This window comes from Leptolyngbya sp. KIOST-1, assembly GCF_000763385.1.
Classification (GTDB): Bacteria; Cyanobacteriota; Cyanobacteriia; order Phormidesmidales; family Phormidesmidaceae; genus Nodosilinea.
Genome location: NZ_JQFA01000004.1, coordinates 2,037,132 through 2,053,923, shown reverse-complemented (window position 1 = coordinate 2,053,923; position 16,792 = coordinate 2,037,132). Strand labels below are relative to the sequence as shown.

General features: G+C 61.5%; 20 protein-coding genes. 11 read left to right on the top strand and 9 right to left on the bottom strand.

Features of this window, described 5'->3' with window-relative positions; all coding sequences use genetic code 11:
- Positions 1-10: 10 nt before the first annotated feature.
- Together NF78_RS25975 and NF78_RS25970 are read right to left on the bottom strand one after the other, a co-directional pair.
- A complete protein-coding gene (locus NF78_RS25975) occupies positions 11-247 on the bottom strand; it encodes a hypothetical protein (protein WP_035993030.1) in 237 nt (78 codons plus the stop codon).
- A 165-nt stretch (positions 248-412) separates the two neighbouring features.
- Positions 413-2,044: a mechanosensitive ion channel gene (locus NF78_RS25970; RefSeq protein WP_225885423.1), complete on the bottom strand. Its 1,632-nt coding sequence runs from the start codon at positions 2,042-2,044 to the stop codon at positions 413-415.
- Between the two features lie 328 nt (positions 2,045-2,372).
- On the opposite strand from NF78_RS25970, the gene NF78_RS25965 reads away from it, so the two are divergent.
- From NF78_RS25965 to NF78_RS25945, 5 genes are all read left to right on the top strand, one after another.
- Complete coding sequence (locus NF78_RS25965; protein WP_035993026.1) at positions 2,373-2,828, top strand: SRPBCC family protein; 456 nt, start codon at positions 2,373-2,375, stop codon at positions 2,826-2,828.
- Positions 2,829-2,949: 121 nt separating this feature from the next.
- The gene (gene miaB / locus NF78_RS25960) at positions 2,950-4,311 is read left to right on the top strand and encodes a tRNA (N6-isopentenyl adenosine(37)-C2)-methylthiotransferase MiaB (protein WP_035993022.1); all 1,362 of its coding nucleotides are present in this window, start codon (positions 2,950-2,952) and stop codon (positions 4,309-4,311) included.
- Positions 4,312-4,517: 206 nt separating this feature from the next.
- The gene (psb28, locus tag NF78_RS25955; protein WP_035993019.1) at positions 4,518-4,853 is read left to right on the top strand and encodes a photosystem II reaction center protein Psb28; all 336 of its coding nucleotides are present in this window, start codon (positions 4,518-4,520) and stop codon (positions 4,851-4,853) included.
- Between the two features lie 14 nt (positions 4,854-4,867).
- Entirely contained in the window at positions 4,868-5,374 is a 507-nt protein-coding gene (locus tag NF78_RS25950; protein WP_035993016.1) for a molybdenum cofactor biosynthesis protein B, read from the top strand.
- 24 nt (positions 5,375-5,398) lie between these two features.
- Entirely contained in the window at positions 5,399-6,229 is an 831-nt protein-coding gene (locus NF78_RS25945) for a DUF3598 family protein (RefSeq protein WP_035993013.1), read from the top strand.
- A 9-nt stretch (positions 6,230-6,238) separates the two neighbouring features.
- Here the strand turns inward: NF78_RS25945 and purD are convergent, their stop codons facing one another.
- The 7 genes from purD to NF78_RS32020 all read right to left on the bottom strand — a co-directional run bounded on the left by purD (position 6,239) and on the right by NF78_RS32020 (position 11,770).
- Positions 6,239-7,513, bottom strand: coding sequence for a phosphoribosylamine--glycine ligase (purD, locus tag NF78_RS25940; protein WP_035993010.1), 1,275 nt, complete (start codon positions 7,511-7,513; stop codon positions 6,239-6,241).
- A gap of 108 nt (positions 7,514-7,621) precedes the next feature.
- Positions 7,622-8,863 (bottom strand): hybrid sensor histidine kinase/response regulator, encoded by a 1,242-nt coding sequence (locus NF78_RS25935; protein ID WP_035993007.1) that lies wholly within the window; start codon positions 8,861-8,863, stop codon positions 7,622-7,624.
- Positions 8,864-8,921: 58 nt separating this feature from the next.
- Entirely contained in the window at positions 8,922-9,353 is a 432-nt protein-coding gene (locus tag NF78_RS25930) for a response regulator (RefSeq protein ID WP_035993005.1), read from the bottom strand.
- A gap of 344 nt (positions 9,354-9,697) precedes the next feature.
- Positions 9,698-10,798 carry a DUF3326 domain-containing protein gene (locus NF78_RS25925; RefSeq protein ID WP_052050970.1) on the bottom strand — a complete coding sequence of 367 codons (1,101 nt, stop codon included), beginning with the start codon at positions 10,796-10,798 and terminating at the stop codon, positions 9,698-9,700.
- Between the two features lie 5 nt (positions 10,799-10,803).
- Positions 10,804-11,034, bottom strand: coding sequence for a hypothetical protein (locus NF78_RS25920; RefSeq protein ID WP_052050969.1), 231 nt, complete (start codon positions 11,032-11,034; stop codon positions 10,804-10,806).
- 111 nt (positions 11,035-11,145) lie between these two features.
- Positions 11,146-11,463, bottom strand: coding sequence for a 2Fe-2S iron-sulfur cluster-binding protein (locus NF78_RS25915; protein WP_035993002.1), 318 nt, complete (start codon positions 11,461-11,463; stop codon positions 11,146-11,148).
- A gap of 133 nt (positions 11,464-11,596) precedes the next feature.
- Entirely contained in the window at positions 11,597-11,770 is a 174-nt protein-coding gene (locus NF78_RS32020) for a hypothetical protein (RefSeq protein WP_197064974.1), read from the bottom strand.
- Between the two features lie 146 nt (positions 11,771-11,916).
- Here NF78_RS32020 and NF78_RS25910 point away from each other — a divergent pair, with 146 nt between their 5' ends.
- From NF78_RS25910 to fabF, 6 genes are all read left to right on the top strand, one after another.
- On the top strand, positions 11,917-12,495 hold the full coding sequence (locus NF78_RS25910) for a DUF2854 domain-containing protein (RefSeq protein ID WP_035992999.1): 579 nt from the start codon (positions 11,917-11,919) through the stop codon (positions 12,493-12,495).
- A gap of 60 nt (positions 12,496-12,555) precedes the next feature.
- A complete protein-coding gene (locus tag NF78_RS25905; RefSeq protein ID WP_052050968.1) occupies positions 12,556-13,329 on the top strand; it encodes a class I SAM-dependent methyltransferase in 774 nt (257 codons plus the stop codon).
- 58 nt (positions 13,330-13,387) lie between these two features.
- The gene (gene psbP / locus NF78_RS25900; protein ID WP_035992996.1) at positions 13,388-13,930 is read left to right on the top strand and encodes a photosystem II reaction center PsbP; all 543 of its coding nucleotides are present in this window, start codon (positions 13,388-13,390) and stop codon (positions 13,928-13,930) included.
- 360 nt (positions 13,931-14,290) lie between these two features.
- Positions 14,291-14,887: a Maf family protein gene (locus tag NF78_RS25895; RefSeq protein WP_035992994.1), complete on the top strand. Its 597-nt coding sequence runs from the start codon at positions 14,291-14,293 to the stop codon at positions 14,885-14,887.
- Between the two features lie 147 nt (positions 14,888-15,034).
- Entirely contained in the window at positions 15,035-15,277 is a 243-nt protein-coding gene (locus tag NF78_RS25890) for an acyl carrier protein (protein WP_035992991.1), read from the top strand.
- Between the two features lie 133 nt (positions 15,278-15,410).
- The gene (gene fabF, locus NF78_RS25885; protein WP_035992989.1) at positions 15,411-16,664 is read left to right on the top strand and encodes a beta-ketoacyl-ACP synthase II; all 1,254 of its coding nucleotides are present in this window, start codon (positions 15,411-15,413) and stop codon (positions 16,662-16,664) included.
- Positions 16,665-16,792: the final 128 nt, after the last annotated feature.

Below are 16,792 nucleotides of genomic sequence, written 5' to 3'. Positions count from 1 at the left end.
GCTCCCCAAATTATGAGTCCCCTGGCAATGATTCTCCCGATCCAAACACCCTTTCTTCCTGCCCCTGCCACCATTCGCCCAGATCCATTAGGGCCTGGTGGAGCGCCGCCAATTCGGTGGCATAGGTCTCAGGATCGAGGTGGGGACGCTGCTCCTGCAGGAGCTGTAGCCGCCACTGAATCAGCAGCCAGGGCTTAGAAAGCCCGTCGGTAGCTTCGATATATCTCGCCCAGTCTTTGCCGTCCATGGATAGGTTTCATGCTGAATCGCGATCGCCCTGGGGCCGCTTGCCAACCAGGCCCCGAAAACACGGCTCTAAGCCAGGTCGGGTTAAGGCTGAGTTAACATACTAACGCGCCCGGGGCCGGAGACAAAGGCTCCGACCCCAGGCGCATGGTTTTTGGGTGAGTTGTTACTGGCGCTGCTTAAAGGCCGTCAGCCATTCGCGCAGTTCGCTGGCGGCCACCTCGCGCCCGCCCAGACCAAACGCGATCGCGATCGCCACGGCGATCGCTCCCAGCAGCAGTCCGAAGGCCAGGTTGACAATGTCTGGGGCCACCCCCATCTGCTGTAGGGCCATCGCCCCCACAAAGATCAAAATGGCGATGCGAGCCGCCTGGGCCAGCACAGTCGCCTGGCCGGTGCCCATGGAGCGGATCAGGCGAAACGCCACGTTAGCCAGGTAGAGGCCTACGGCAAAGACGACCACCCCGCTTAGCACCCGTGCCCCAATCAGCAGGATGGCCTGCACAATGTTGGTGAGGCCCGGAAAGTTCAAAATTTCGGTGGCCGTTACCGCCCCAAACAGCACGATGGCCACCAGGGTGACGATGCCCACCACATCTGAGGGGGTGCGGCCCGGAGTCTGCACCGAGGCGATCGGACGTCCCTCGGCATCCAGACCAGGCTGGACGGTTGTGGCGCTGGGGCCCTGGTTCAACTCCGGCAGTCCCAGAATGCCCATAATGTTGTCAAAGCCTGCTCCCCGCAGCAGGTTGGTCACTAGGTCAGCCACAAAGCGGCCCACAAAGTAGGCGACGGCAATGACGACACCGGCCATGATGATCTGGGGAATGGCCGTCAGCACCCGCTCCAGCATCAAAATTGCCGGAGCCGAAATGGCATCAATGTTGAGTTCGTTCAGGGCCGCTACCACCGTCGGGATCAGCACCAGAACGTAGGCTACGGTACCCGCCAACCGCGACAGCGACAGGTTACTAGTAGTAGAGGTAGAGGTGGTAGGGCCTGGGCCTGGGGCGGAGCTGCGGAACCCCATCCGGCGGCCCAGCTGGTCAGCCCCAGTCGCCAGCAGCAAGTTGGTGACCACACCGCGCACAATCCGGGCGATCACCCAGCCGATGGCCAGCACAATGGCTGCGGTGATAATTCGAGGAATCGCCTGTAGGAAAGAGTTAATCAATCCCTCCACGGGGGCCAGCAGGCCGGGCAGCTGGAGGGCACTTAGAATCAGCGGAATAAACAGCAGCAGGATGAACCAGTACAGCACGTTGCCAATGGTTTCATTCAAAACCACCGGGCTGCTACCCCGCTCCAGTCCCGTCTGCTGGGCCAGGCGATCGTCCAGGTTAAACCGTCCCAGCCCGTTGATGACGAGGGATTTCACCAGGGTTGCCGTCAGCCAGGCGACCCCCAGCAGCAGCAGGGCCCCACCAATGCGCGGCAGGTAGAGGAAAATTTGGTCTAAAAAGTTGTTCAGCGGGGTTGATACCCCGGCCAAATTGAGGGCATTTAGCGACGCCACAATGGCGAATAGAAAAATGACCCAGTACACCACAGCGGAGACCCACTTCTCCACCTGGACTGGGGCATCCGCCGGTCGGCCAAGGGCCCAGTTGGCCAGGCGATCGTCTAGACTGGTCTGGCGCAGCAGTTTGCGAATGGCCAGAGCCACCACCGTGGCCACAATCCAGCCCAGCAGCAGCAGCGCGATCGCCCAGATGAGGCTGGGCAAAAATTGCCCCAGTTGGATCGCCGCCGCCTCTAAAAAGCCGACTGGACCCGCCACCGGACCCGTCGCTGGCACATTAGTACCTGGTCCAGCCCCAGGCTGCGCGAGCTGGAGCAGCGTCAATGAGAAAAAATCAATCATGATCCTTGTAGTTGAGAGCGTGCTGAAAGAGCATCGTGCACGAAGGCATCGTGCGGGGGGACAGCTTACGCGATCTCGACAATCGGCTATTTACTACAGGAAACAGAAAATAAACTGCCCACGCAAGGTTAGTTGAGTAGGCATGCCACCGCATCAGCCCAGAGACATAAAATGGTCCAGCTTAGGTCAGGTACAGTGGTTATTGCCAGGAAAGCTTTCCTAATACTGCCACCCGGGCCGATTCTCTCAGGAGACCGTCAGGATGTCTACCCGTCAGGTGATTGAGCACAGTATTTCTGTCTGCGCCAGTGCCACTGAGGTGGAGCAGTGCCTGACGCAGTTAGATCTAATGCACCGCTGGCTCAACCCCGCGCTTCGGTGTGAGCCGATTGGCACCTGGAGCACCGATTTGGGTGCCCAGAGCCGCTTTATCATCCGGCTGCCCCTGTGGCAGCCCACGCTTATCAGCACGGTGACGGAACGGGCACCAGGCCTGCTTGTGTGGTCTTTTGAAGGGTTTTTCAGGGGCCGCGATCGCTGGGAATGCCGCCCCGAAGCAGAGGGCACCAGGCTCTTGAACCGCTTTGAATTTGAAATTCCCAACCCGGTTGTCCAGGTGGGGTTCGACTGGTTTGCCGCCCGCTGGACGAAGCGCGATATGGCCGCTCAGCTGGGTCGCCTCAAACAGGTGGCCGAGACCCTTAACAATTCCTGCTAGTACCTCATTTCCTATTAGCGCTTTTCTCAGGCCCAGAGCCAAGGAGAAAGAGTCGAGGAGAAAGCGTGCAGGGCGCTAAAATAAAAAACTGCGCTGTTGCTATTTCACAAAGCCTAGACCTATGGCCGGTTCTGCCCGTCAATACCACATCACCACCTTCGGCTGCCAGATGAACAAGGCCGACTCCGAGCGCATGGCCGGCATTCTCGACACCATGGGCCTGAGCTGGACCGACGACCCCTACGAGGCCGACGTGGTGCTCTACAACACCTGCACCATTCGCGACAACGCCGAGCAAAAGGTCTACTCCTACCTGGGTCGTCAGGCCAAGCGCAAGCACGAAAAGCCCGACCTGACGCTGATTGTGGCGGGCTGCGTGGCCCAGCAGGAGGGCGAGGCTTTGCTGCGCCGGGTGCCTGAACTCGACCTGGTGATGGGGCCGCAGCACGCCAACCGCCTGCAGGACCTGCTGGAGCAGGTGCTCGACGGCAACCAGGTAGTGGCCACCGAAGAGGTGGACATCATGGAGGACATCACCAAGCCCCGCCGCGACAGCACCATTACCGCCTGGGTGAATGTGATCTACGGCTGCAACGAGCGCTGCACCTACTGCGTGGTGCCGGGGGTGCGCGGCGTCGAGCAGTCCCGCACTCCCGAAGCGATTCGGGCCGAAATGGAGGAATTGGGTCGCCAGGGCTTTAAAGAAGTGACCCTGCTGGGTCAAAATATCGACGCCTACGGGCGCGACCTGCCCGGTTCCACCGTCGACGGACGTCACCAGCACACCTTCACTGACCTGCTGCACTTCGTCCACGATGTGCCCGGCATCGAGCGCATTCGCTTTGCCACCAGCCACCCCCGCTACTTTACGGAACGGCTAATTCGCGCCTGCGCCGAGCTGCCCAAGGTGTGTGAGCACTTCCATATCCCTTTCCAGTCGGGGGACAACGACGTGCTGAAGGCCATGGCCCGGGGCTACACCCACGAAAAGTATCGCCGCATTATCGACACCGTGCGCCGCTATATGCCCGATGCGGCGATCAGCGCCGATGCGATCGTGGGCTTCCCCGGCGAAACCGAGGCGCAGTTTCAGCACACTCTGGATCTGGTCAACGACATTGCCTTTGACCAACTCAATACGGCGGCCTATTCCCCCCGTCCCGGCACTCCCGCCGCCCTGTGGGAGAATCAGCTGTCGGAGGAGGTGAAGCGCGATCGCCTGCAGCGGCTCAACCACCTGGTCAATACCAAAGCCGCGGAGCGATCGCAGCGCTACCAGGGCCGCATCGAAGAAGTGCTGGTCGAAGCCATCAACCCCAAAGATCCCACCCAGGTGATGGGTCGGACTCGGGGTAACCGGCTGGCCTTCTTTACGGGTGATTATGCTGCGCTGAAGGGCGAGTTGGTGCAGATCAAAATTACTGAAGTGCGCCCTTTTAGCCTCACCGGGGAACGGATTCAGGCCCTAGTTGCCGCTGGTTAGGGGGATACGGCCCTGGGCCGCGTCAACCCTAAAAGTTAGGACGTGGCAAAGCTGGGGGTACAAGGCGTATGCCAAACCTTAAGCCCTGCCCCAGGTTCTTAAGGCTGCATAAATATGCGGTAATGTCTGATTCTCGGTAACATGCGAGAATAAATCGAGCATAACTAAGCAACCCGTTGCACTTCTATTAAATTAGGACCTTTGGCATGGCCGAGATTCAATTTTCCCGTGGTATCGCAGAACCTGTCATTCCCGATGTGCGGCTTACCCGCGCCAAGGACGGCTCCGACGGCACCGCCACCTTCTACTTCGATCACCCCCAGGCGCTCTCCCAGGAGGAAGGGGTTGAAATCACCGGTATGTACCTGGTTGACGAAGAGGGCGAGATGACCAGCCGCGATGTCAACGGCAAGTTTGTCAACGGCGAACCAGCGGGCATTGAGGCCACCTACGTGATGAAAAGCGAAGCCGAGTGGGATCGCTTCATGCGGTTCATGAACCGCTACGCCGAGCAAAACGGCCTGGGCTTCACCAAGAGCTAGTTCCCCCGACTACTATGGCCCATCCCCCAGCCCACTCCCAGAGGCTGTCGCGGCCTGTGCGCTGCGCGGTAATTACGGTCAGCGATACCCGCACCGTGGAGAGCGATCGCAGCGGGCAGATCATTCAAACCCTGCTGAACCAGGCGGGGCATCGGGTCCACGACTACCGCATCGTACCCGATGAGCCCAGTCAAATCGGCCCCCTGTGCCAAACCCTGGCCCAGGAGGCTGAGGTTGACGGCATTATTCTCACCGGCGGCACGGGCATTGCCCCCCGCGACACCACCTACGACGCGATCGCTGCCCTGCTAGAGAAAACCCTGCCCGGCTTTGGCGAACTCTTCCGTCAGCTCAGCTTTCAGGAGATCGGCTCCCGCGCCATGGCCTCCCGCGCCGTGGCCGGGGTCTTGGGGTCAACACTGATTTTTTCGCTGCCGGGTTCGAGCAACGCCGTCACCCTGGCGATGGAGGCGCTGATTTTGCCCGAATTGCCCCACCTGGTCAGCCAGCTGCGGGGCTGAGCCGTCCCTTTTGGTGCTGCTGCCATGACCCCTGCTCCGTCGTCCCAGTGGGCGCGTCTGCTCAAAAATCAGGGTACCTGGGTGGGCTCTTTCACCCAGCTTTCCCCCACCGGCACGGTGCTACAGGACATCCCCTCGGAGGTGGCCCTGGTGCCGCTCAGCGCTGGCAACACCATGCGCCAGACCATTCGCAAATCCCCGCCCCAGCAGCCCCCCAGCGAAACCGTGCTGGAGTACAGTTCCCTGGGGCGGGGGGTGCTGTTCTGCGAAACCGGAGCCTTTTCCCAGGGCTCCATCCAGCGCAGCCCGGTAAGCGACTTTGGGGCTGAGCTGGGGCTAATTCACGGCTTTGAGCGATTGCGTTTGGCCCTGGTCTTTCCCAAAGTGCCCACCCTCGGCCACCTGACGCTGATTCGCGAGTCCCGGCAGGGCCATGAGCCCACAGACCGTCCCGCGCTGAGCATCGATCAGCTCGTCGGCACCTGGGTGGGGACAGCCGAAACGGTATTTCCCGACCTGCAGCCCCCCCAGACGATGGCCACCCGGCTAGAGGTTTGGCAGGCGGGATCGGCGGTGGGTCAGCGCCTGAGTTTTGGCAACAGTCCGGTTCTCCAGTCCCAGGGGCAGGTGGTCGACTCCACCCTGCGGTTTGATCAGGGCAGGCAGCCGGTCACCGTGCTGCTGCTGCCGGGGGGAGCATCGGCCAGTTTTCCGACCGAAATTGTGCCGGGGCAGCCGCTATTTTTGGAGGTGGGCTGGCTGATTAACCCCACCCTGCGGCAGCGGCTGATTCGCACCTACAACGCCCAGGGCACCTGGGAGGGTCTAACTCTGGTTACAGAGCAGAAAAACTAAGCAGAAAAACTAACTGGCCTTGACCCGGTAGCCGATGTCGCGGCGGTAGACCATGCCCTCAAAGCGAATTTTGTCGATTCCGGTGTAGGCATTGGCGATCGCGGCCTCGAAGGTATCGCCCAGCCCCGTCACCCCCAGCACGCGACCGCCGTCGGCCACAACGCTGCTGCCCTTGCGGCGAGTACCGGCGTGGAACACCAGCGCCCCGGTGTCGGTGGCTTCCGCAACCCCAGAGATCTCCATGCCCTTGGGGTAGCTGCCGGGGTAGCCCTCGGCGGCCACGACCACACAGGCGGCGGCTCCCGGCTTCCACTGCAGCTCAAGGCTGTCGAGCCGTCCTTCAATGCAGGCCAGCATCACGTCGTCCAGGGGGGTTTCCAGCAGGGGCAGCACCGCCTGGGTCTCCGGATCGCCAAAGCGACAGTTGAACTCCACCACTTTGGGCTCCCCCTTGGGGGTGATCATCAGCCCGGCGTAGAGCACGCCGCGATAGTCGATGCCCTGGCGGCGCAGGGTGGCGATCGCGGGCTCCAGCACCTCCTGCTGCACCCGCGCCATGATCGCCGGCGTGACCACCGGAGTAGGAGCGTAGGCGCCCATGCCGCCGGTGTTGGGGCCGGTGTCGCCCTCGCCGATCGCCTTGTGGTCCTGGGCGGGCACCAGGGGGCGAATGGTCTGGCCATCGGTCACCGCCAGCACCGACGCTTCCTGTCCGGTCATGTACTCTTCGATCACCACCTGACGGCCCGCCTCGCCAAAGCGGCCGCTGAAGACCTCGTTTACCGCCTGGGTAGCTTCCTCGAGGGTTTGGGCCACCGTTACCCCCTTGCCCGCCGCCAGGCCATCGGCCTTGACCACGATTGGTGCGCCCTCCCGGTCCAGGTAGGCCAGGGCCGCAGCGGCGTCGGTGAAGACGGCGGCCCTGGCCGTGGGAATGCCGGCCTCGGCCATCAGCGCCTTGGCCCAGGCTTTGCTGGCTTCAATCTGGGCCCCGGCCTGCACCGGGCCAAACACCTTTAGCCCCTGACGCTGCAGGTAGTCGGTAATGCCGTCGGCCAGGGGCTGCTCCGGGCCAATGACCACCAGCTCCAGGTTGTTGACCAGGGCAAAGCGGGCGATGCCCTCAAAGTCATCGGCATTCATGGCCAGGTTGCGGCAGCGGGGAAGGGTGGCAGTGCCGCCGTTGCCAGGCACACAGACCACCTCAGTAATCCGGGGCGACTGGAGCAGCGACCAGGCCAAGGTGTGTTCACGGCCACCGTTGCCGACCACGAGAGCTTTCACAGGCAGTTCCCCAAAAAATGCGCCCCTTATTCTCCCACGTAGTCACCACAAACCACCGCTAAATTGCTGAGTTTGTGAAGCCTACCTAGGCACAACTACCCAGGCCAGCTACCGCACCTCAACCCCCAGGGTTTCGGCCGCAGGCAGGGCCGCAATTTGCCGGGGCAGGGTGACCGTAAAGGTAGCTCCCTGCCCCGGCAGGCTGTTAACCGCAATGGTTCCCCCCATCACCGTCACCAGGGAATGGACAATCGCCAGGCCCAGGCCCGTGCCGGGGCGCTGGCGACGGATAGTCTGATCGACCTGGCGAAAGGCTTCAAAGATATGGGGCAGCTGTTCTCTGGCGATCCCGATGCCGGTATCTTCCACGACCAGGCTAATGTGGCTGGCTCCATCGTCCGTGACCCTAACGCTCACCTGGCCGCGATCGGTAAATTTGATCGCATTGGAGACCAGATTGGTGAGCACCTGACGCAGGCGGTGCTCGTCGTTGATGACAACCGGATCGCTGAGGTTCAGGTCGCGCTCCAGGGTCAGGGTCTTACCGTCCGCCAGCGATCGCAGGTCTGACAGCGTGGCCTCCACCAGACGGTGCAGATCCACCGCACTGGGGATCAAGGTCAGCCGCTGGGCCTCCAGCTTAGACAAATCCAGAATGTCATTGACCAGACTGAGCAGGTTTTTGCCATTGGTAAAAATGCGCCTCACCATCTCCGCCTGATGGGAGGTCAATGGGCCCTTGGACTGGCTGTCGAGAATTTGTGAGAACCCCAAAATGGCGTTGAGGGGCGTGCGCAACTCGTGGGACATGGTGGCCAAAAATTCAGACTTGACCCGATAGGCTTCGATCAGCTTGAGATTCTGGTCTTCGATGTAGCGCCGCTGATCCTCTAGCTCCTGATTTTGGCGGGTGAGCAGCATGTTGGTCTGCTGCAGCTGGGCCAGGGCCAGAGCCTCCCGCTGCTCTGCCTCATAGACCCGCAGAGCGTTGCGCAGCAGCAGGGCCAGGCGATCGGGGGAAACCCGAGTCTTGATCAGGTAGTCGCTGGCTCCAGCTTTCATCAGATCGACGGCAATCTGCTCGTCGCCCTGACCGGTCAGCACCACCAGGGGAATGGTGACCCCCTCGGAGCGCCACTGCCGAATCAGCGAAAGCCCGTCCTGCTCCGGTAGGCGATAGTCCAAAAAGACACAGTCGTAGGCAGCACTGTTGAGGCAGTCGATCGCCTCCTGGGCATTGTTGACCTCCGTCACCTGTACCGCCAGGTCAGCGCGGCTCAGCGCCCGGCAAATGGCCATGCGATCGACCGCATCATCATCCACCAGTAAGATTTCGAGCGCTCTACCCATTCGGTTAGCCTTTATTCCCACAACCCACGGCGGTAGCTCCTCCTGGATCTGTTTAAGGTTAAGGAATTTCACACAGCGCCCAGTACTGGTTGAGCGATGCCATTACATCTGCAAAGGTAGCAAAGGTCACGGGCTTTAGAATATAGCCGGCCACGTTTAGGCGGTACGCCTCCAGCCGGTCCTGGTCGGCGTCAGAGGTCGTCAGCACCACCACTGGGGTCGATCGCAGCGAAGCATCCCGGCGCAGTTCCTGTAAAAATTCTAGCCCATTCATCTTGGGCATATTGATGTCGAGCAGTACCAGGCGACGATGGCTCGGTACTGACGGTGGCTGAGAATCGCTGCCGCGCAGCATCGACAGTGCGTCTAGCCCATTGCTGGCAATGTAGAGGGGGTTTTCGATGCGGTTGCGCTTAAAAGCCCTCTGAACGTTCATCACGTCGACCTCATCGTCTTCGACGAGCAGAACGTTGACGGTGCGTTTTGTCATGACGTGCTCCTGTGACGACAGGGGAGGCCGGACTGAATCAGCGTACCAGGCAGCAGGCGCTAGATGCAGATCGGCGGCATCGACGTCAGCACCGACTGATGCTCGTCAACCCTCGATGCCATCGCGGACAACCAAAGTCTCGCCCTTGTCTAATTTCGCCCTTAGAACCCATCCAAAAACCCGCTGTACCTTTCGGCCGAGGCCTCAGATACTTGGTTTTCGAATCAGTCCTTGATTAAATCGCCTTTTTATAAAGTGGATTGACACGATGATTGAGTGACAGCTAGGCCGTCATCCACAATCAACCTCCTCCGCATTTATTGTAGAAAGCGGTTTCGAGGTTTCTATCTGCCCAAGGGATGAACCTCTGCCCTGGGACGAAACTCTTTGAGCTGGGGCATTTGAGCGGTCAGAGCCTGGGGGTTAACCCCGGCCCGGTGGGCGGCCAGCAGCCCCACCGCCTCCAGGTATGAGGCCACCCGCACCGCCGGAATGCCGAGGGCTTCGGGACCCACTGCCAGGGCGGTGGTGTTGGCCTCCACGGCGATCGCCAGCGCCCGCCGTCCCAGACTTAGCAGAGCACTGCCCCCGCAGGCGCTGGCGGGCACCACAATGGCGTCGACCCGATCGGCCCACAGCCCTAGGCTAGAACGGCCTGCCCCCGGCCCCGGCACAAACTGCGGCGCCCGACTCAGCCCCGCCAGCACGCAGGGCAAAAATGTGTAGCCAATTTCCTCGGCGGCTGACTTGGGTGCCACTGAGGGATCCAGCGGCAGCGGGCTGAGGGCCGGGGCGTGGGCGCAGGGCACCTTCAGCGTGCGCACCACCAGGTGGCTGATCACCGCCTCAGCTCCGGCCAGGGGGTCAACGCCCTGGCCCTGGCGATAGTCCTGCAGGGCCTCGGTGTCGATGTCTTCGGGGAAGCGGGCGACAACGGCGATCGCCTCAGCCCCGGCTGCGATCGCCTGCTCGGCCGCCCGCAGCAGGCTGTCGGGCCGCTGAATGGTCCCCCAGGTCGCCCCCGACTCAGCCCGACGCAGCTCGACCCCCAGCGCCGCATCGGTGACCACGTAGTCGGTCAAGTCCAAGCCCAGGGTGGCGCGGGCCGCGTCCGCCGCCTGCAGGTGTCGCCAGCGCAAATCCTCTTCAATCGCCGCATCCAGCACCAGCCCGATGCGGTTGCGGTGTACCGGAGCCAATCCCCAGCGCCCCGCCGCAAACTGGTCCAGGCCGTAGCCCTCGACGTAGCAGGCGTTGGGCAGGGGCCAGTACAGCTGCGCCCCGTTCATCACGTTGGGGTGGGTGATCAGGGTATCGACCACCGAGGCGATCGCTCGCGCCACCGGCAGCGCATCCCCCGCGTAGCCTCCCACGGCGGCACCGATTCCCGTCGGCACCACCAGCACCGCCGTGTAGGGACGACGTTCGAGGTCAGGGTGGGGCATAGGACTCAGGGACTAGAAGTGGCGTTAGAACCAGCGGCATTGGCTGTCGAAGGGGCTGCCCCGGTGGTGACCACCGCTTCTACGATGGCGGTTTGGGTGGCAGTGTTGACCCCAGTAATGGCCCAACGCAGCGGCTCACCCCGCTCTGCCAGGGCCGCCTCTATGGCGCTGACCAGATCCCCCTGCCCATGGCCCAGGCCAAACTCCAGGATAATAAATTGAGTTGCTAGCGCCATATTGACCAAGGGAGTAAGGACGTGCTCTGGGGGAGGTGGAGGGCCTGGCTGCCAAACCTCCTCTGGTGGTGGGCAATACCCACCCTACCGGCTACCGGTTCACCCAACGGGCTATCCCTGGCCAAACTGCTTTTGGTAGACGATGTCCTCTTTTTCGGTCTCCAGCTTGATGTTGGAGCGGGGGTAGGCCACACACAGCAGCGCGTACCCCTCAGCCTGGAGCTCAGGACTCACCCCCATGCCGTCACTCTGCTCCACCTCGCCCTCCAGCACCAGGGCTGCACAGGTGGTGCAGACCCCCGCCCCACAGGAGGTAGGTAGATCCAGGCCCGCCGCCTGAGCTGCATCGAGAATGGTCTGGTCTGCCGGGACGGTGATGGTCTGGGTAGCGCCCTGGTGATGAATTTCGACGGTGTAGCTGGTGGCCATAGTGGATTGAGCGGAATCTAGGTGAGTAACGAAAGGACTTGAATAGGCTCAGCCCAGCAACCTGGGCTGAGCCAGGGGCCGCCCAAACGCCGGAGCCAAGTCCTTTGATATTTACAGTCCAAATCTCAACCTATCATCCCAGCGGGAAGGTGCGGTCAAATTCTTCCAGCAGATCGTCCATTTCTTCGATCGCCTGGTTGACGTCAATGCGTAGCGTGCCCAGATCCGGCTGCTCCAGCAGCTGAATCAGCGCCTCTCGCTTCGATCGAATGGTGGCAATGCGATCGCGAATTACCTGTAGCTCCATAGCCTTTCCCCAGCAGTTTCCGTCTTCTTCGACAGCATAAACAACTTTGTGGCGAGATGCACCTACCTCACCCCCCTGCGCGCCCTACCTTTCTCAGCCACAAAACGGCATGATGGGTAGATGTAACCGTTTTGATCGAGGGGTCTATGTTGGGGCGTACAAATCTGAGCTTGGTGCTGCTGGCAGTGGGGGGAGTGCTCACCGTCATTGGTTTCGTGGCCTACTTCCAGGACAACTCCACCCTCAATCTGGTCGGGTTTTTCTACGGCATTCCTGTGCTGTTGGGCGGGCTGGCCTTGCGGGCGGCGGAGCTAGAGCCTGCGCCCTACACCCAGCCCACTTCCCCGGAGGTACTCAAACTGCGCGAGGAACAGGCCACCCCCACCCAAAACCAGGTGCGCCAGGATGTCACCCGCTACCGCTACGGCCAGGAGGCCCACCTGGATGTCGCGCTGCAAAAACTGGGCCTGAGTCCGTCGGGGCAGGAGTGCCCTGAGCTCAGCGGCCTTCACGAAACCGAGGTTGAGGGCAGCTATGCCCTGGTGCTGGAGTTCGACTCGCCCACGGTACCTTTTACCACCTGGGTGGAAAAGAAAGCCAAAATTGAATCGTTCTTTGGCCCCAACCTCCGGGCCGACCTGAGCCAACCCGCCGCAGACCGGGTCAACCTGGCCCTGATCACCCAGCTGGAACCAGCCGCCCCGGCCCCGGTGGAGGCCCAGTAGAGGCCCATTGGAGGCTCATTAGAGATCAGGCCCACTCCAGCCCAGTTTTACCCCTGCCCTATGACTCGCCCCGCCCCACGCTTTTCTCGCCAGCTTCAGGCCAGCGCCGCCCTGGCCCCAGTCCTGCGCTGTCTGGCCCTGGTGGCCCTGCTCTGGGGGGTGACCGCCTGCGCTACCCCGGCCCTCCAGCTCAGCGCCAACTACCAGAGCGTATCCCCCAGCCCGGACGGCATTGGACGGGTGTACCTGGGCCGGGAGATTGCCCAAACCATGGGCCATGAGGGGGCTGGCTGGCTCGATCGCCCCAGTCGAGTCCTTCAGGAACGGCCCCAGGCGGCGATCGCCGCCCTTGACCTCGCCCCCACCGATGTCGTGGCCGACATTGGCGCTGGTACCGGCTACTTCGCCCGCCGCATCGCGCCCCTGGTGCCCCAGGGCAGGGTGCTAGCCGTCGATATTCAGCCCGAAATGCTGGCGATGCTCCAGGCGGAGTTGGAGGCCCAGGGGATTGAGAACGTGGAGCCCGTGTTGGGCCAGCCCGACAGCCCCAACCTGCCATCCAATGCCATCAACCTGGCCCTGATGGTCGATGCCTACCACGAGTTTGCCTACCCCCGCGAGATGATGCAGGGGGTAGTGGCGGCGCTCAAACCCGGCGGGCGGGTTGTGCTGGCCGAGTACCGGGCCGAAAATCCCCTGGTGATGATCAAGCGCCTGCACAAGATGAGTGTGGCTCAGGTGCGCCGGGAAATGGCCGCCGTTGGCTTGGCCTGGATCAAAACCGACGATCGCCTGCCCGAGCAGCACCTGCTGTTTTTTGAAAAGCGGGCTTGAGCAGCCCGTGTGAGACAATTAAAAATTATTGCTGATCGTGACCCAAGGACGTCGACCCATGCTGAAGCGGCTGGCCACAGTGCTTTTGATTGTTTTTGCTGTTACCCTCCAGGGCTGCGTGGGCGGCGGCGGCGGGCTACAGGCCTACGCCGACCAGTACTCCGGCTACGAGTTCATGTACCCGACAGGTTGGGTTGAGGTGAACGTGCCCGGTGCCGCCGACGTGGTGTTCCACGACATTATTCACGAAACCGAAAACGTCAGCGTGGTGATCAGTGACGTACCCGAGGGCAAAGACCTCGACGACCTGGGCACCCCCACCGAAGTTGGCTACAAACTCTCCAAGAGCTTTAGCGCCCTTTCCGGGGATGAAAGCACCGTCGACTTGCTCAGCGCCCAGCGAATTACCACCGCCGACAACAAGACCTACTACATCCTCGAATACCTGGCCGACCTGCCCGCCGGCCCCCGCCACAACCTGGCCAGCGCCATTGTGCGCCGGGGCAAGCTCTACACCTTCAACGCCTCCACCGACGAGAGCCGCTGGGAGAAGGTCAGAGACATGATGAAGCAGTCGGTTGCTTCCTTTAAGGTGGCCTAGGGGCTATCATCGACTAGCTGCTAAACGCTCCAAAAATCAAGGCTTACGGCCCCTAGTACTCTGCGTCAGAAGTCAGTCAACTGTTCCCGACACCTGACACCCGATACCGGACACTCCAGCCAAGGTTGTTCTATTTCTGCTAACCACTACTAGCCTGTTATTTGGATCGGGCCTGGAAAAGCGCTAATCATGGGAGTTCTCGCTGGAAATGATGACAGGCTCTCAGCGTCTGTCGAGCTAAAGATAGTGGGTCTAGTAGGGTTTCGGGTGCAGGGGTGGCCTTGAACCGCAGACCTGATACCGCGACCCCAGGCTGCGGCTCCCGTCCTGATCACATTGACTAAGTCCTCGGCGTCTGCCATGCCAACCTCTCCTCGCCCCCAGTTCGTGCTCGCCTCAGCCTCCAAGGGTCGCCGCCTGCTGCTAGTCGGGGCGGGTATCCATCCCTTTGTCTGCCCCAGTAACTTTGACGAGGACCAGGTGGCGCTGACGGCCCCGCCCAGCTACGTGGCCACCCTGGCCCGCTGTAAGGCCGAGTCGGTGGCCCCCCAGTTCCCCAGTGCGCTGGTGCTGGGCTGCGATTCAGTGCTGGCCTTTGGGGGCAAAATCTACGGCAAACCCAAGGATAGGGACGACGCGATCGCCCGTTGGCAGGCGATGCGGGGCCAGGTGGGCGAAATTCACACCGGCCATGCCCTGATTGCGCCCAGCGGGATCACCCTGGTACGCAGCGCCGTCACCCGGGTTTACTTTGCCGATATCGACAACGCCACCATTGAAACCTACGTTGACTCGGGGGAGCCGCTGGTCTGCGCCGGAGCCTTTTCCATCGACGGCAAAGGCGGCATGTTTATCGAAAAAATTGAGGGCTGCCACACCAATGTCATTGGCCTCAGCCTGCCGCTGCTGCGGGTCATGCTGGCAGAACTGGGCTACCGGGCCACGGAGTTCTGGTAGGGTTCTTTTTCCGATACACTGAAGGAATGCTCAAATTTGGGCGGCCTTATGCTGGGGCTTGACGTCAGATATTCGTCTCGATGGGGTCGCAGGATGATAAGGTTTTTTGTTGTCGATTAATCCGTACTAAAGAGGCGTTGGAGAACCATGAGCGCAGAGACTTTTGAAAAGGTCAAAAAGATTGTCAGCGAGCAGCTAGGGGTGGAAGAGGCTGACGTTAAACCCGAAGCGAGCTTTGCCAACGACCTGGGCGCCGATTCTCTCGATACGGTAGAGCTCGTTATGGCTCTGGAAGAGGAATTCGGGATTGAAATTCCTGACGAGGCCGCCGAGAGCATTGCTACGGTTCAGGATGCGGTCAATTTCATTGAAGAAAAAGCCGCTGCCTAGGGGAGCGGGTTTCGGGTAATGGGTATTGGGTGGTGGGTCTCAGACCTGGCACCCAATACCTGAAACCCACCACCTAACGCCCGTATATCCCCTCCCGTTTGTGCACTTCTTTAGACCCCCGGTTTCTTTTGCTATGGCAAACTCTGATTCAAAGCGCGTCGTGGTGACTGGCATGGATGCCATTACCCCCATTGGCAACAGCCTGGACGAGTACTGGGCCGGGCTAGTGGCTGGGCGTAGCGGCACCGACCGCATCACCCACTTCGACCCGTCTCAGCACGCGTCGCAAATTGCCGCTGAGGTGAAGGGGTTTGACCCAGGCGAATTTCTCGACCGCAAAGAGGTCAAGCGCATGGACCGCTTCGCCCAATTTGCGGTGATTGCTGGCCAGCGCGCCCTGGCCCATTCCGGGTTGACTATCACCGATCTCAACGCCGAGCAAATTGGCACCTGCATTGGCTCAGGCATTGGCGGCCTCAAGGTGCTCGAAGACCAGCAGGAGATCTACCTCAACCGAGGCCCCAGCCGCTGTAGCCCCTTCATGATTCCGATGATGATCGCCAATATGGCGGCGGGGCTGACCGCCATCCACACGGGCGCGAAGGGGCCGAGCACCTGCGCCGTCACCGCCTGCGCCGCCGGCTCAAACGCCATTGGCGATGCCTTTCGCCTGATCCAAAACGGCTACGCCCAGGCGATGATCTGCGGCGGCACCGAGGCGGCGGTTACCCCCCTGTCGGTGGCGGGGTTCTCAGCGGCCCGCGCCCTCTCTACCCGCAACGAGGACCCCACGACCGCCAGTCGCCCCTTTGACAAGTCCCGCGACGGCTTTGTGATTGGTGAGGGCTGCGGCATTCTCATTCTCGAAGAGCTGCAGCATGCCCTCAGTCGGGGGGCCACCATCTACGGCGAAATCGTCGGCTACGGCATGACCTGCGACGCCTTCCACATGACGGCCCCCGTGCCCGGCGGCGAGGGGGCGGCCCGCTGTATTCAGCTGGCCCTCAAGGATGCCGGGGTATCGCCCGGCGAGATTAGCTACGTCAATGCCCACGGCACCAGCACCGGCGCCAACGACCCCACCGAGACCCAAGCGATTAAAACCGCCCTGGGGGAGGCGGCCTACCGGGTGGCGGTGAGTTCCACCAAGTCCATGACCGGCCACCTGCTGGGCGGGTCTGGGGGCATTGAGGCGGTGGCCACCTGTCTGGCGATCGCCAACGATGTGGCCCCCCCCACCATCAACCTGCACGACCCCGACCCCGCCTGTGACCTCGACTACGTCCCCAACCAGAGCCGCCCCATGCCCATTGAGGTGGCTATTTCCAACTCCTTCGGCTTTGGGGGGCACAACGTTACCCTCGTGTTCAAGAAATACCGTAGCTAGAGTTACGGATTGAAACAATTGATAGGTATAATGACCTAAAATATGCCGTTTGGCACCTGAGCTTTGTGCCTTGCTTAACCAGAGGGTATTGACAATCGTCTGGTTGCGGGGTCTGCTGAAAGGCGAGG